The organism is Carboxylicivirga marina (genome assembly GCF_016612505.1).
GTDB lineage: Bacteria > Bacteroidota > Bacteroidia > Bacteroidales > Marinilabiliaceae > Carboxylicivirga > Carboxylicivirga marina.
The window spans coordinates 1-14,723 of the sequence record NZ_JAENRR010000094.1; the positions used below are offsets into that span (position 1 = coordinate 1).

11 protein-coding genes are annotated in these 14,723 nt (G+C 38.8%); 7 read left to right on the plus strand and 4 right to left on the minus strand.

Features of this window, described 5'->3' with window-relative positions; genetic code table 11:
- Window positions 1-139 precede the first annotated feature (139 nt).
- The 6 genes from JIV24_RS20880 to JIV24_RS20905 all read left to right on the plus strand — a co-directional run bounded on the left by JIV24_RS20880 (window position 140) and on the right by JIV24_RS20905 (window position 5,237).
- Complete coding sequence (locus JIV24_RS20880) at window positions 140-2,203, plus strand: ComEC/Rec2 family competence protein (protein WP_200467029.1); 2,064 nt, start codon at window positions 140-142, stop codon at window positions 2,201-2,203.
- Between the two features lie 107 nt (window positions 2,204-2,310).
- Window positions 2,311-3,651, plus strand: coding sequence for a Trk system potassium transporter TrkA (trkA, locus tag JIV24_RS20885; RefSeq protein ID WP_200467030.1), 1,341 nt, complete (start codon window positions 2,311-2,313; stop codon window positions 3,649-3,651).
- Between the two features lie 10 nt (window positions 3,652-3,661).
- Entirely contained in the window at window positions 3,662-3,889 is a 228-nt protein-coding gene (locus tag JIV24_RS20890) for an immunity 17 family protein (RefSeq protein ID WP_200467031.1), read from the plus strand.
- 72 nt (window positions 3,890-3,961) lie between these two features.
- Complete coding sequence (locus tag JIV24_RS20895; RefSeq protein WP_200467032.1) at window positions 3,962-4,330, plus strand: DUF6249 domain-containing protein; 369 nt, start codon at window positions 3,962-3,964, stop codon at window positions 4,328-4,330.
- Window positions 4,330-4,881, plus strand: coding sequence for an RNA polymerase sigma factor (locus JIV24_RS20900; protein WP_200467033.1), 552 nt, complete (start codon window positions 4,330-4,332; stop codon window positions 4,879-4,881). The genes JIV24_RS20895 and JIV24_RS20900 overlap by 1 nt, the downstream gene beginning before the upstream one ends.
- 14 nt (window positions 4,882-4,895) lie before the next feature.
- Window positions 4,896-5,237 (plus strand): hypothetical protein, encoded by a 342-nt coding sequence (locus JIV24_RS20905; RefSeq protein WP_200467034.1) that lies wholly within the window; start codon window positions 4,896-4,898, stop codon window positions 5,235-5,237.
- Here JIV24_RS20905 and JIV24_RS20910 read toward each other — a convergent pair whose 3' ends face one another.
- From JIV24_RS20910 to mnmH, 4 genes are all read right to left on the minus strand, one after another.
- Complete coding sequence (locus tag JIV24_RS20910) at window positions 5,238-7,670, minus strand: ABC transporter substrate-binding protein (RefSeq protein WP_200467035.1); 2,433 nt, start codon at window positions 7,668-7,670, stop codon at window positions 5,238-5,240.
- Window positions 7,671-7,769: 99 nt separating this feature from the next.
- Window positions 7,770-9,611 carry a sulfatase family protein gene (locus tag JIV24_RS20915; protein ID WP_200467036.1) on the minus strand — a complete coding sequence of 614 codons (1,842 nt, stop codon included), beginning with the start codon at window positions 9,609-9,611 and terminating at the stop codon, window positions 7,770-7,772.
- Between the two features lie 220 nt (window positions 9,612-9,831).
- The gene (gene selD, locus JIV24_RS20920; RefSeq protein WP_200467037.1) at window positions 9,832-10,863 is read right to left on the minus strand and encodes a selenide, water dikinase SelD; all 1,032 of its coding nucleotides are present in this window, start codon (window positions 10,861-10,863) and stop codon (window positions 9,832-9,834) included.
- A complete protein-coding gene (mnmH, locus tag JIV24_RS20925; RefSeq protein WP_200467038.1) occupies window positions 10,856-11,884 on the minus strand; it encodes a tRNA 2-selenouridine(34) synthase MnmH in 1,029 nt (342 codons plus the stop codon). Before mnmH ends, selD begins: the two co-directional genes overlap by 8 nt.
- A 2,201-nt stretch (window positions 11,885-14,085) precedes the next feature.
- Here mnmH and JIV24_RS20930 point away from each other — a divergent pair.
- Window positions 14,086-14,703: a DUF2806 domain-containing protein gene (locus JIV24_RS20930; protein ID WP_200467039.1), complete on the plus strand. Its 618-nt coding sequence runs from the start codon at window positions 14,086-14,088 to the stop codon at window positions 14,701-14,703.
- Window positions 14,704-14,723: the final 20 nt, after the last annotated feature.

Consider the following 14,723-nt stretch of genomic DNA (forward strand, 5'->3'; position numbering starts at 1 on the left):
AACCCAAGGCATATAAGCAAAGAAAGGAATCTCAGCTAACTTTTGGATTTACTTAAAAAAATGGGGTAACTCCAATTCATAATACTCCTTGATATTAAGCCTGGGATATCATAAATTTATTTTTATTGATATAAAACCTATGCTTAGCCTATTTCTTAAAAGATCACCTTTTCTTCGAGTTGTCATTCCTGTTGTTGCAGGCCTGTACATTTCCTCTGCATTAATTATAGAAACCGACTTGCTGTTGCTGGTTAGTTCTCTGTTATTCGTGTTTTTTTGCTTTGTTATTTATTGGCTAAAAAAGCAGGCATTGTATAGATATCGCTATACAACTGGATTAGCGGTATTTCTTTTTACTTTCTTCTTTGCAATGTTGTACATGCAGTTGAGGTTCCCAACAATTATTTCAAGCAATGAAAAGACGGAGTTGAAGGTACAGTTAATTGAAGCAATCGGTAAAACAGAAAAGAACCACAAATTCGAAGTTTATCTAAAGGGAGTAGTAAGCGATTCATTAAGTCAGTACGTTGGTAATCGAGGTATCGTTTTTATTCCATTAGGAAAAGATACCGCAGCATTAAAGGCTGGAGAAGTATTCTACATTAGCGGCCGATTCATACCTTTTACGAGTCCTGATAGTCAGTTTAATTTTGATTATTGTGGCTATCTCCGAAATCAAAGAATTGCCTTTCGCTTTATAGTCAGTCAATTTCAGGTTCAAAAAAATGGCGCTACAGCAAGGGATTTATTTATAACTAGTTCACTATTAAAGGAGTATTTAAGAGATAAGTTTACTGAAGCCGGATTGGCAAATGCCCATTTGGCTATTTTAAATGCTTTATACCTTGGTGACAAAAGCCGTTTATCTTATGAGCAAAAGGTGGCTTTTTCCAATGCCGGCGCTATGCATTTGTTGGCTGTTAGCGGACTTCATGTAGGGATTATTTATATGCTGATTATCGGATTAGTGGCTACAATGGGTTTAAAAAAAGACAAGTTGTGGGTAGCCTTTGGGGTGATTTTAATTTTGTGGATTTACGCATTTATCACCGGCTTCTCTCCTTCGGTATTAAGAGCAAGTTTAATGTTTACAATACTTGAAATAGGGCGAATCTCAAAACAAAAAACCGGCATTTTCAATCTATTAGGAGCCTCCATGTTTATTATATTATTGATTGAACCCTTATCTCTTTTTAATATTGGCTTTTGGTTAAGTCATTGTGCCGTAGCATCAATTGTTTGCTTCTATCCCAAAATAGTTAAGTGGTTTCAGTTTAAATTTCCACCATTTAGGTGGTTATGGTCCATTGTGGCGGTTTCAATAGCTGCTCAAATCGGCACGTTACCAATCAGTATTTATGCCTTCTATGGTTTTCCGCTTTATTTTATTATTACAAATGTATTGTTAATCCCGATAGTAACGCCAATATTAGTATTAGCCATTATGGCTTCAATATTATCATTTTCTCAAATGGCATTACAATTATTGACTCCGGCATTGGGTGATATGTTAGCATTTATGCATCACGTGGCACTTTGGGTTGATGGTTTACCTTATTCGAACATTACTAATCTATACATCACCAGCTGGCAGATATTTGTTATTTATCTATCTGTTATACTTCTATTGGTGTTTCTCGAGTATCGTTTTATCAGGTATCTGAGGTGGTTGCTGGTAACGTTAATATTAACTGTAAGTAGTATTCATCTTAGAAACCTAACAGTTCCTAATCAGATTTTATATGTAGCAAATGTACAAGGTAAAAGCGTTGTAAATTATATTGTCAATGGTAAAAGTACTGTTTTTTCGAGCACTCATTTATCGGCAAAGGAACTGGATTTTGCGTTTAGTGGTTTATGGGCCTATAGTAATGCCAGTTCGAACATCAAGCTAGTCGTAGTTAATAGTAAACAGAATGCACAACCCATTGTTAACCTTATAGGTAAGGAAAAGATTGTTATTGTACCAGAAAATGCAGAATGGGATTTTAAGCTCAACTCCTGCCATATTGACAAACTGATTTTACTGGATAAACCGAATATGACCATTGAACAAATAAGAAAAAGCATGCGGGTGCAGCAGTTGGTATTACCCAGTGGTTGGGCTTGGTATCATAAACGCACTTGGCTAAAAGGACATTCGCAGTACATTGACAATGTGCATGATGTTAATAAAGATGGTGTGCTTTTTGTAACAAACTGAAAACTGAGGTGATTTAAATCCATTTTTTTTGGAGATTTTGTGGTATTATCTATTAATTTGCGATGTTTTTATCAGGCAGCAAGTCGTAATAAAGAACATTAAACGTTATGAGAATATTTATAGCAGGGGCAGGAGAGGTTGGAACGCATTTGGCTAAAATGCTTTGTTCAGCTAACCACGATGTTATATTGATGGATGAAGATGATGAGAAATTAAAGCAAATTGATTCTCACTTTGATTTAATGACCATTGTTGGAAGCATTTCATCCATCGAAGATTTACGTGAAGCGAATGTAAAATCGTGCGACTTGTTTATTGCGGTTCCTCCTTATCAGGATATGAGCATACTATCTTGTATTTTGGCCAAACAGCTTGGGGCAAAAACCACCGTAGCCCGTGTTAATAACTATGAATATTTACTAGAAGAGAATAAAGAGTTTTTCGGTAAACTTGGTATTGATGAACTTATTTATCCAGAGCAACTGGCTGCAAAAGAAGTATATGCATCATTAAAGCAGGTGGGTACTCGCCAGATGTATGAATTTACAGGTAGTAAGTTGGTTATGTTTGCCTTAAAGGTGCGTGATAATGCACGTATCGTTAATAAAACACTGGCAGAAATATCGGCCATGTACGAAAATCAGGAGTACAATATAGTGGCCATTAACCGAGATAGTGAAACCATAATCCCAAGAGGTAAAGAGACGTTGCAACACAATGATTTGGTGTATATTATCACCACTAAGTCTGCTGTGAAGCAGGTGATGGAGGATGCCGGTAAGAAACAGTTCGAAATCAAGAATGTAATGATTCTTGGAGGGAGTCGAATTGGTAAGAAAGTCGCTCAAAAACTAGAAGGTAATTATAGTATCAAACTCATTGAAATAGATAAAGAAAAAGCGGCTCGCCTGGCAGATTTACTGGCTGATACACTTGTGATTAACGGAGATGGTCGTAATTTGGAGTTGTTGAAAGATGAGGGTATTAAAAAGATGGATGCTTTTGTGGCCGTAACGGGCAATTCAGAGGTAAACATTTTGGCTTGTCAGCTAGCTAAAAAGATGGGTGTTAAAAAGACTGTGGCTGAGGTTGAGAATATTGATTATATTGACTTGGCTGAGAATATTGGAATTGGTACACTGGTCAATAAAAAGCTCATAGCGGCCAGTCACATTTATCGATATACCTTAAGAGCTCATGTGTCGCATGTGAAATGTTTAACTGCCACCGATGCAGAAGTGCTGGAGCTAATTGCACAGCCCGATTCAAAGATAACCAAGGGGCCTTTACGTAAATTGAGTTTGCCAAAAGATGTAAATGTAGGTGGTGTTATAAGAGGTGAAAAAGCTATTATTGCGAGCGGAGATACCGAGATTGAACCACATGATAAGGTGGTATTGTTTGCCATGCCATCAAGTTTTGTGAAGATTGAAAAAATGTTTAGCTAATTTCGCACCTATGAATACAGACGTATTGTTTTACCTCATGATGGGCGTTGGAGCCCTAATATTTGTAGCAGCTATAAGCAACTGGGAGTGGTTTTTTAAGCAACGCCGAGCTCAGGTGATGATTAAATTGATGGGACGCACCGGAGCCAGAGTTTTTTATGGTTTGCTGGGTGCTTTTTTCTCCATATTTGCCTGGATGGTACTATCAGGTCGACTAGTGATTGATTCAATATTTTAAATTTTTAAAAAAGTCTGTAACCTTTCTTTCCTATCTTGTATCTCAGTAGAGAAACAAATAAATAATAGGATTATGGAAGATGTTACAATAATGTTTGGTTGGCTTGGATTCTTTGCTGCCGCTTTTTTCTCTTGGTATTATTACCTGCAGGCTCGCACCAAAGAGCGCACGCTACTTATTGAAAAAGGGGCCGATGCCAGTAATTTCTACGCTAAAAAACCGGAACGTAGAGGTTTTCGATTTTCCTTCCCTTGGTTAAAATTGGGTTTATTGTTAGTTGGTATTGCGTTCGGTTTAATGTTTGGGTTTGTAATGACACACGCTGTTCTTCCAAATAGTTTACGTAGTATTGATGAACCGTTTGTTTTTGGTTCGACAGTTCTATTTGGAGGTTTTGGAATGATACTCGCTCATTTTACCGATAAAAAGAAAGCCCAATAGTGGAAGAAATTTACATCAAAAAAGTGATAGAAGGCGATGAGCAAGGCTACCGCTATATTATCAGGCGGTATCAAGACATGGCCTTTTCTATTGCTATTTCTGTTGTAAAAGACGAGTTTTTGGCCGAAGAAGTATCGCAAGAAGCTTTTATGAACGCTTTTGAGAAGATGCATACCTTTAAAATGCAGTCGAAATTCAGTACCTGGTTTTATCGCATCATTATTAACATTGCTTTTCGAAAGCTCGAAAAGGAAAAGAAATGGAAGAATGAACCTTTGGTAGCTGTTGAAGAATCAATTGACGAAAGCCATCTGGATACTTTGGAACAAGACGAACGCAAGTATTTTATTAATGAAGCCCTTAAATTGATGTCGGCCAATGAGAGTTTAGCACTTCGCTTGTTTTATCTTGAGGAATTGTCACTCAGTGAAGTAAAAGATGTGACAGGATGGTCAAATAGTAAAGTTAAGGTGGTTATCCATCGGGCACGAAAGAGTTTTTATTCATACCTCAATACTTTATTAAAGAATGAATCGCGATTAATAATCTGATAACTGACAAACGGATGGATGAATTGAAAGATACACGGTTAAAGTCCTTATTACAGGAAAGTCGCCTGGAGATGCCATTTTCAGATTTTGAAAATAAAATGATGACACGCGTTAAAACCGAACTACATGGAAAGCGTGTGATATCTAAAAACCTAAAGTTGTCGTGGCTGTTTTTCCTTTTTGGTTCTATTTTCGGCTTAGTCTTAAGTGTTAGTCTGCCAATGATTCAAGTAAACCTGGGTGGTTTCGAACTGCAAGTGCTAAAATATCCGGTACTGGCATTAACCTTGTTTATTATTCTTTGGCAATTGGAGGCTATGATTAAGTTAACCGTTCGGCACAGAAAAGATAATTGATTAAGGTAATTTATATGGATGGGTGAAATAGAATTTGGCTCCTTCACCAGGTGTGCTTTCAACGCCAATTTTACCGCCCAATAGTTCAACCAGGTTTTTTGCGATTGATAAGCCTAATCCTGTTCCTCCTAAATTAGCCCCAAAGCGTTCTTCTTCTCTAAAAAAACGGTCGAATATTTGGGATACACGCTCTTTTTTAATGCCCACACCAGTGTCTTTCACGTAGAATATCAAATTTTCCTTGTCATCAGAAGGGTAAGCTCCAAACTCGATATCGCCATGTTCGGTGAATTTAACAGCATTTTCAAGCAAGTTAGTAAGTACTTGTCTTAGTCGTGTTATATCACTATTGATAATTAGCTCTTCAGGAAGTTGTGAATGGATATTGTAATGACAGTGTACATCCTCCTTATCGAGTCGGATAATACGTAATTTGAAAATATCCAGAAGGTGCTCAAATAGCTGATTAATATTAATGTGTGTCTTTGTGATTTTTAATTGCGATGCTTCAATTTTAGAAATATCAATAATATCCGATATAATACGCAATAGCTGCTGTGAGTTTTCTTCAATAATACTCAAATAACGTTCCTTATCGCCATTATTAATATCATCATCTTTTAACAGATCGGTAAAGCCAATGATACCATTCATTGGTGTTCGTATTTCGTGACTCATATTGGAAAGGAACGCTGTTTTTAGTCGATCACTTTCTTCGGCTTTTAATTTCGACTTTTTAAGTTCTTCATTGATGCCTTTGAGAGCTTCATTTTGTTGGCGTAGCAGCACCTCAGTGAATTTGAGTTCATCCGTGGTGTTTCTTAAATCGGTAATGTTAATTAAAGATACAATTACCTTGCTCCATGTTTCTTCATAGCCATTGGGTATTTTAACCGTAATTGAAACATGAAGTTTATTGCCCTTAAAAGTAATGTGCTCTGATTCGGTTTCGTAAAGCATTTTGCCATTGTAGAAGGTAATCAGTTCTTCAGCGAAGTCTTTTAAAGCATGTTCATTAAATACCTCATTAACATTATTAAGTATTTCTTCCTTGTTTTCGGCCTCCATATATTGCACGGTGGCTTTGTTTATGTTGTTGATGCGCACACTCCCGGCACATGCTCTTACAAATTCAGGATGATTGCGTATATAATGCTCAATATCTGATACCCCTTTTGTACTGATGGCATCAATCATTTGTTTTGTCTGACTAAAATCTTCTTCCCAAAGTGAAATTGGGGAATCTTCAAATAATAACTTAAACCGTTCTTCACTAAGTGTCAGGTTCGCATGGACCACCTGCCTTCGGCCTACCTCTTTGGTTAAATTATTATTGGCCGACGATAGTTCTTTTGTACGTTGCAATACCGCTTTTTTCAATCGACGGTTAAACAGAAAGAAAACAAGCAATGAAATTAGAGATACGGCCACAATAACCATGAGAAAATAAAATGCCTGTTTTATTCGTCGGTTATTAAAAAGTTGATAATCCTCTAATAAAAAACCATCAATTGAAAATAGAGGTTGAAGTTGTCCAATTTCCACAAAAGTATCGGCAATGTATCGCCATCTTTCGGGATTCATATGGCCCGGTTCAATTAACTTAGGCATTACTAAATCTTCCATCATGGTAGATTCGAAGCGCAATAGCTCTCTCGAAGCCTTAGAATTGTATTTGTTAATAATGAGATCGATAATTTCACTTTTGTTATCCATGGCGTAAACCCAACCTTTTAAAGAAGCTTTTACGAAACGCTCGGTGAGCTCTTGTTTTTCCTCAACCATTTGTTGTGATGTAAACAGGATGTCGCCATATAAATCAATACCATAGGAGCGAGGCTTAAATATTAACGGTTCAACGCCTGCTTGCTCAAGCATAAAAGGGGCATCGGTAATATAGGTGGCAATGGCATCGGTATTGCCTTGTATTAAGTCATTTACATAACCAATAGAGCTGCCGTAAATGTGTTTGTCTTCAGGTATACTAAACTTATTTAGCAGGGCCTTGGGTGATGCCAGACCATTTTGACCCAGTGAAATGCGTTTATCTTTTAGATCTTCAATATTACGGATGTCAGCATCTTTTCTGGTTAAGATAATTTCAGGCGAATGCTGAAAGATGGCAGCTAATGCAACAACAGGGAAATTATTATTACGGGCAATAACCAGTTTCGACGATTCAATTCCAAAATCGGCATTACCACTAATGACTTCATTCACAAAGTTGATGGAAGTATTCCCTTCTTTGACTTTCACAACTATACCAGCATCTTTGTAATAACCTTTTTCAATAGCTGCATAAAAGCCGGCAAACTGAAACTGGTGCTTCCATTTTAACTGTAGAACTACAGTATCAAGCGCTTGTTGAGCCAATAAAGTATTACTTAAAAATAATACGTGTATTATAAAAAGGAGCCTGACAGCTGGTTTCATTAAAAAGGATATGTTTGACTTTCTTTTGACGACTGAATATACAATCTTTTTTTTACCCTTTAAAATTCAGTGCTTTTTGTTGTATGAATGTCTGAAATGTTAGTTAACAATAATTTCGTCAATAAAGAGCCAGGCCGGACCGCCTTTACCATTGTGCCAATCAGGACAAATGCCTATGTTCTTTACTTTAACCTTTAGAAAGCGTGTATTTATGTCTTCTTGTTTAATTTGAATGATTCGTGTACTAAAGTTGTTATTCGTATTCGTTTGTTCCACAGTTTGCTTAATAGGGGTAGAATAGTTTTTACCATTGGCCGACCAACTGATTTCAATGTATTCGGGGGCAAAAATCCATGCTTCAATATTATTCATAACACCTACCGATACTTCATTAAAGACGATGCTCTCACCAAAATCAATGATGGCTTCGGCATCGTTGCCTTCAAATCCCAGCCAGTTGCCATCGTTGTAAAAGCGTGTGCCCGTTTTACCATCGTTAAGGGTGCTGGCTCCATGGCCTTTGTATTTGGTATGTGCACGCGTGCTTAACTCTATTTTACGACCAACAGCTTTGTGTTGAATCGTTTTTCGTTTTTTAGGTATGTCATCCACATTAGCAAATTCCCATTTTAAATAGGCCGCTTTCAATTCCTCTGTTTTGTCAGGATATTGTTCAGCCAGGTTGGTCATCTCTGTATTATCGCGTACTATATTGGCCAAAAACAAGAGGTCTTCATCTGGGTTTAGTTTGCCTTTGCCACTATTATCTTGCGGGTAGCCCAACAATTTCCAGTCGCCCTGCCTGATGGCCCAGCTGCCACCACTCTTCCAAATAAATTGCTGGTGCTCGCTTGTGCTATTTTTATGGATGACTTTGCGAAGGCTCTTTCCTTCAATACCATCGGGTAGCGTTTTAATACCACAATAATCAGCAATTGTTGGCAACCAATCGATGTTAAAAGCCATTTGCTCGCGATGCTGCTGGCTTTTTATTTTATCGGGATAACTGATGATTGATGGCACCCGAATGCCACCTTCGAACAAGGAGAACTTAGAGCCCCGGTATGGCCCGGCACTGCCACCGCCACCAAAGGTGCGGGTTTCATTACTATGGCCATGATCCGATTGAAGGATGACGATTGTATTTTCTCTTAGGCCTTCCTCTGTAAGTGTGTGCATTAGCTGGCCAATGTACTCATCAATGGTTGATATAAATGCAGCATAATCGCGGCGTGGCATCGGCATGTTTTTATAATGCTCGCGCCATTTACCTTTGGGCTGAAGCGGGTAATGAGGCATGTTAATGGCGTAATACATAAAAAAGGGCTTATCCTTATGGCTTTTGATGTAATCATCGGCCTTGCTGGCCATTAGGTCGCCAAAATACTCGCCATCGTGCCATACTTCTTGTCCATTTTCCCACAGGTCGTGTCGGTTAGGACCATTCCAGTAAAAGAAGTGCGAGTAGTTATCGATGCAACCACCCATGTGACCAAATGAATAATCGAAGCCCTGGCCAAGCGGCATGGTTTCGGGTGTGTAGCCAATGTGCCACTTGCCGATGTGTGCTGTTTGGTAACCTTCATCTTTTAATAGTTCGGCAATGGTGATTTTCTCACCTGGCATGCCACTGTGTCCTTCTTTCGATGAGGCATTACCCGGTAACCCTGCTTTATGTGGATTTTGCCCTGTTAGTAAAGATGCTCTTGATGGCGAGCAAACCGGTGCTGCCACATAAAACTGATTAAACTGAACGCCCGAAGCGGCCAGTGCATCCATATTGGGCGTATGCAAATCACTTGCGCCATAGCAGTTCATGTCAACGCTTCCCTGGTCGTCAGTTAAGATGATGATAATGTTGGGTTGCTTGTTTTGTGCTTTGCTTGACTCGGATGATGCCAAACTGATTATGGCTATTGCAATGAAGATGATCCTATGCATGATGGTGACTTAACGTTTGTTTGAAACAAATGTAGGGCTATCCACCGCAGTAATTGTTTTAAAGTGGTTCAGATTTTGGGAGAGATGTTCAAATGAAAGCTTATGAGTTGATGAGTTTGGGGTTTAGAGTTGAAAAGTTTAACGACCAAACTCAGCAGCTGCATTTAGCACTCAGCGTTTTAAACTCTTCAACTTATATACTCATCAACATTTCAACTATTTACTCGACATAAATAAGTTTCTCATCCTGCTCAAGTAATTCACCAAAGCAAATTGGCTCAATATTATTTTCCTTTAAAATGGCTTCTACCTGAGTACAGGCATTGGGTTCAACAGCAATTAAAAGGCCACCACTTGTTTGAGGGTCGCACAGTATGTTTTTAAAAGCTTCATCAGCCAGTTGAACATCTTTTCCATAGCTAAGCCAGTTACGGGTAGTGCCTCCGGGCATGCATTTCTGGTCGATGTATTCCTGTAGCATCGCTAGCTTTGGTATTTTTGCGAAGTTGAGATGTGCCGATAAGCCACTGCCTTCGCACATTTCGCTTAAGTGACCAATAAGGCTAAAGCCAGTAACATCGGTCATGGCTGTGATACCTTCAACCGGTGCCAGTATCTGGCCCAGTTTATTAAGCTGACTCATTAACTCAGGGGCAATGGTAGCATGTTCCTCTTTAAGCAAGCCTTTCTTTTGGGCGGTTGATAATATGCCCACACCTAAAGGTTTAGTAAGGTAGAGTTTACAGCCTTTAGTGGCAGTATCGTTACGCTTCAGTTTATCTAAATCAACACGGCCAGTTACGGCTAATCCAAAGATAGGCTCAGGACTATCGATGCTATGGCCGCCGGCCAACACAATACCAGCTTCCTTGCAGGCCTGGCGTCCGCCATCCATTACTTGCGAGGCTACTTCGGGCGATAGTTTCTCAACCGGCCATCCTAGTATGGCAATGGCCAGTAGTGGCTGACCACCCATGGCATAAATGTCGCTAATGGCATTGGTGGCTGCTATCTTGCCAAAAGTAAATGCATCATCAACAATGGGCATAAAAAAATCGGTGGTACTGATAATGGCTGTGCCATCACCCATATCGTATACTGCGGCATCGTCGCGACTGCTATTGCCAACAATAAGCTTCTCGTCGTGAATGGGAGTGATGTTACTCTTTAGTATATCTGTTAATACCGATGGTGCTATTTTGCAACCGCATCCGGCACCGTGGCTATATTGTGTTAGTTTAACTTCAGACATGTTGTTTGGTATATTCGATTAAGGTTTCTGCGTTGTTGGTAAAATCAATCTTGTGCAAAGGAATAATATGTATCTGCTTTGCTTCGCGCTTATCAACACCTCGCTTGTAATACTTGTCATAATAGCCCAATGTTAATATGGCTACCTCGTAAAAATTATCTTCATCGAGCAGCTGATGGGCTTTTTTAGCTATATCGTTGCCTAATCGTTTTGATATCCGGTTGATACCGTTGGCCAGCTTCTCTTTATCGCCAAGCGCATATTCATCAACCAATAAACGGGCACGCTCTTCTTTGCTTATTTCGATGAAGAATAATTCCGAATCACGCATTTTATGAAACAGGTGCATCGGTATGTTTACATCGCCAATATTGGGGCTTTCATCTTCTATCCAGATGGGTTGTGAGAAATCAAATTGACGCCACTGCCAGTAGATATTGTTTTCGAACTGCTCGGTTGTTGGTTGCTTGTCCATACCGATGTTTCCAAAGGCCGAGCCCTTGTGTGATGCCAGTCCTTCGAGGTCGAGTACCTGATGACCTAAGTCTTCAATCTTGTGTAAGATGTGTGTTTTGCCACTGCCGGTGTAACCACCCAGCAAATTAAGTGTGCCCTTCTCAAAATTATTCAAGGCCTCGTGGCGATAGGACTTATAACCCTTTTCAATAACAAAAACCTCATTAAAACCATTGTCCTTTAGGTGTTGAGCAAAAGCATGACTGCGCATACCACCCCGCCAGCAGTGGATAATAATGTTTTTATCGGGAGCTGCTTGTAACGATTCGTCGATAAACCACTGAAGCTTTGGTGTGACGTATTCATAGCCCAGTTTGATGGCTTCTTCCTGCGATTGCTGCTTATACACAGTACCCACATGCGCTCGTTCATCGTTACTAAAAAGCGGGATGTTAATAGCCTGAGGTATATGCCCTTTTTCAAACTCGTCTGGTGAGCGAACATCAATTAAAGGCAGGTGTGTATATGATTTCAAGTACTCTGTTATGCTTATATCTTGTGGCATGGCGCAAAGGTAGTTAATTATTTGAGTGAAGAGTGGAAAGTGAAGAGAGGAGAAGGAAGTTGCTTAGTGTTCAGTAGAAGATACTAAATGCCATAAAACGTTATTTGTATCACGCTTCCTTATTTGTTTGAAGAAAATATGAAGTAAGCTACTACAGACGGTGGGTTGGGATGCAATAACTTCGCTTGATGGCAACTTACATTATGAGCTTAAGCAGGCGTAGCCAAAGATTTTCTTGCTTGCGTTTTTTCATCTTTGAAATTACTTAGTTATTTATGAGGACATATAAAAGACAAGCACTTCCGAATAAAAAATGAAGTCGGGGTTTGGGGTTGAAAACCCCAGAATGACAGTAAGAGTATTACCCACTAAATATCATATTGAGCCTATATTTTGTAGTTGTAGGCAAGTAGGCAGAGTGGTTTTAATAATAAGCTATGTGTAAATGGGAATTTCGTTTGCCATCGTGCAAACAAGATTATCCATCGCACTAGCAACACATTTGCAAATTGCACTAGCCGACACACAAACCTTAATTTTGCAAAAGAGCTACTCTCTCACGCAATTAGCTTGATATTACATTTTGTAATATTCTAATTCATACATAAGGAGTTGTTCTGTAAGTTCTAAGGAATAGACGGGAAGATTTAAGGACCGTAAAAGCATCTCTCAACAATCAGCCCGTAGGTAGTAATTTGCCAAAGAACTTACAAAGCCACCCCATTTTACAGCCTTTCAGGGCGTTTTAAGGTGGCGATGCTCAACTGCAATGAATAAATACCTGCCTGCAAACACGCTGCTATAGCGCCCTTAGGGATTCGAGTATTTTGGTAAGTCCTTAGCTTCACCCTTTTTTGTATACCCGATTTATTGAATGACTACCTGGCTGTGCGTGATAGGCCTTTGGTTTGATGTGATGTGGAGGTCATCTGGCGTGATATAAGGTTACATGGGTGTGATATTGAACTTTGAGGGCGTGATATTGACATATTAGTGCGTGATATGCCTTTGGTTTGATGTGATATGGAGGTCATTTGGCGTGATATCGTGTTACATGGGTGTGATATTGAACTTTGAGGGCGTGATATTGATATATTAACGCGTGATGTGAGGAACGTTTGAAGTGATATCGGGGTATGAGTACGCGAAGGGAGATTTGATGTGAGGTTAATGCTCATTAAAGATTGGTCAATGTCATTCATTTATCAACATAAGGATGCATATTTCGAAAATAATTTTAATTTTAAGCATTGCCTAAGCGGAAATAATACCAACTCTATAACAAAATGAGCTTTAAATCATTTTGCTTATTAGAATGGTAAATGCCGTTTTTAGATAAAACCATAACCTTAAGCACAAAAGTATTGGCCTGTTGATAGTGGGTATTGAAAATATATCGGCAATATGCATGCAGATACAGAAGAGTTAGACCTCATTTGGGACACAAAAACGCAAGATTTAAAAGGACAGCAATCATTGGCTGTTGGGTGAACCGCCTCAGCCCATCAGCGTTAAGAAAATTTTGAACTGGGAGCGTAACAAACCAAAGCTGTCTGAGTCCGTTGAAAACGGATGAGTTCTTTGGTTTTAGCGGACAGAAGAAATTTTTAGCAAGATGGGGTGCAGCGGAGATTTTTTGTTTCCTTTTTCATGGTTGGAAAAAGGAAAAGCCCGTCTGGCTTGAAGACAATGAAACGCGTAGGCATTGACTCAAACACTGAAAAAGCTGACACGGAAATTAAAGGGAAGCTATTGATTCACTGCATAATTGAGTATTAGCTTTTTCAAGTTCGGACTAAATGACGACATAATCCAGTGATTCAGTAACTTATGGATTGAAAAATTGATAAAGACAAGAATAAGATTGATGAAACGCGAATTTAGCAGCGACTGAGCTGGTTTAGAATTCGATGAATCATTTATCTTTAGAATTAAAACGAGGTCTAACACGCTTCAATAGCGCAAAAGGGGATCAGTGCATTTTGCAAGGGCACTGCATCGGCAAACAACGCCAAAGGCTGATTTAGCCTTAGAATTAAAAGTTAATACAAAATACAGCGCTTTGGCTCAGCTTATTTTGGAAAGAAGCAAGGATTACTCTCCCTTTCAGCGCCATGTAGCGAGACCGTTGGCATTCATTAAAAACAGCACCCTAGAATTAAGGGAATCTTTACGGAAATTATATATTATTATTATCAAATATGGAAATAAAAGATTTAACTGGACTTAGTAAACCATTGCAGAAATTAATTAAGGTTGTCTCACAAGGAGTTGGAGCATTGAGTAGCCCATATTTGATTAGAAAAACTGCCGATGCAAGGGCATATGAAATCAAGGTACTTTCAGAAGCTATAAAAGATAATCAACAAGATTTGAAAAAAATAGGATTCACAGAAGATAAACTGAGCTTACTTTCTCTTGATGGTAATGCTCTTCAGAAAGAAGTACCTATTGAAGAAAGGGCGAAAAATCGATTAGAATATAAAGAGCAAAAACGTCAGAATAATATTGAAAATATAACGCAAAAAGCTGCTTCAAATTTAGAAGCAGAAACAACTGTTTCTGATGAACCTGTAAATGAGGATTGGACTACAAGGTTTTTTGACTATGCGGAGGAAATTTCAAATGATGAAATGCAAGAATTATGGGGCAAAATTCTTGCTGGCGAAATAAAACAACCAAAGTCCTACTCATTAAGAACATTAGATATAATTAGAAATTTATCTGAAGATGAAGCAAAAGTTTTTATGAAATTTGCGTCATTTGCTCTTTTCGTTCCAAAACTGGACCACTATTGCAGCGGTTATAATTACTTTTAGTTCCTTGCTGCCTATTGAAA

Excerpts from the sequence above, each read along its gene's own strand:
- JIV24_RS20880 (WP_200467029.1), top strand. The coding sequence starts at position 140 with ATGCTTAGCCTATTTCTTAAAAGATCACCTTTTCTTCGAGTTGTCATT.
- trkA (WP_200467030.1), top strand. The coding sequence starts at position 2,311 with ATGAGAATATTTATAGCAGGGGCAGGAGAGGTTGGAACGCATTTGGCT.
- JIV24_RS20890 (WP_200467031.1), top strand. The coding sequence starts at position 3,662 with ATGAATACAGACGTATTGTTTTACCTCATGATGGGCGTTGGAGCCCTA.
- JIV24_RS20895 (WP_200467032.1), top strand. The coding sequence starts at position 3,962 with ATGGAAGATGTTACAATAATGTTTGGTTGGCTTGGATTCTTTGCTGCC.
- JIV24_RS20905 (WP_200467034.1), top strand. The coding sequence starts at position 4,896 with ATGGATGAATTGAAAGATACACGGTTAAAGTCCTTATTACAGGAAAGT.
- JIV24_RS20910 (WP_200467035.1), bottom strand. The coding sequence starts at position 7,670 with ATGAAACCAGCTGTCAGGCTCCTTTTTATAATACACGTATTATTTTTA.
- JIV24_RS20915 (WP_200467036.1), bottom strand. The coding sequence starts at position 9,611 with ATGCATAGGATCATCTTCATTGCAATAGCCATAATCAGTTTGGCATCA.
- selD (WP_200467037.1), bottom strand. The coding sequence starts at position 10,863 with ATGTCTGAAGTTAAACTAACACAATATAGCCACGGTGCCGGATGCGGT.
- mnmH (WP_200467038.1), bottom strand. The coding sequence starts at position 11,884 with ATGCCACAAGATATAAGCATAACAGAGTACTTGAAATCATATACACAC.
- JIV24_RS20930 (WP_200467039.1), top strand. The coding sequence starts at position 14,086 with ATGGAAATAAAAGATTTAACTGGACTTAGTAAACCATTGCAGAAATTA.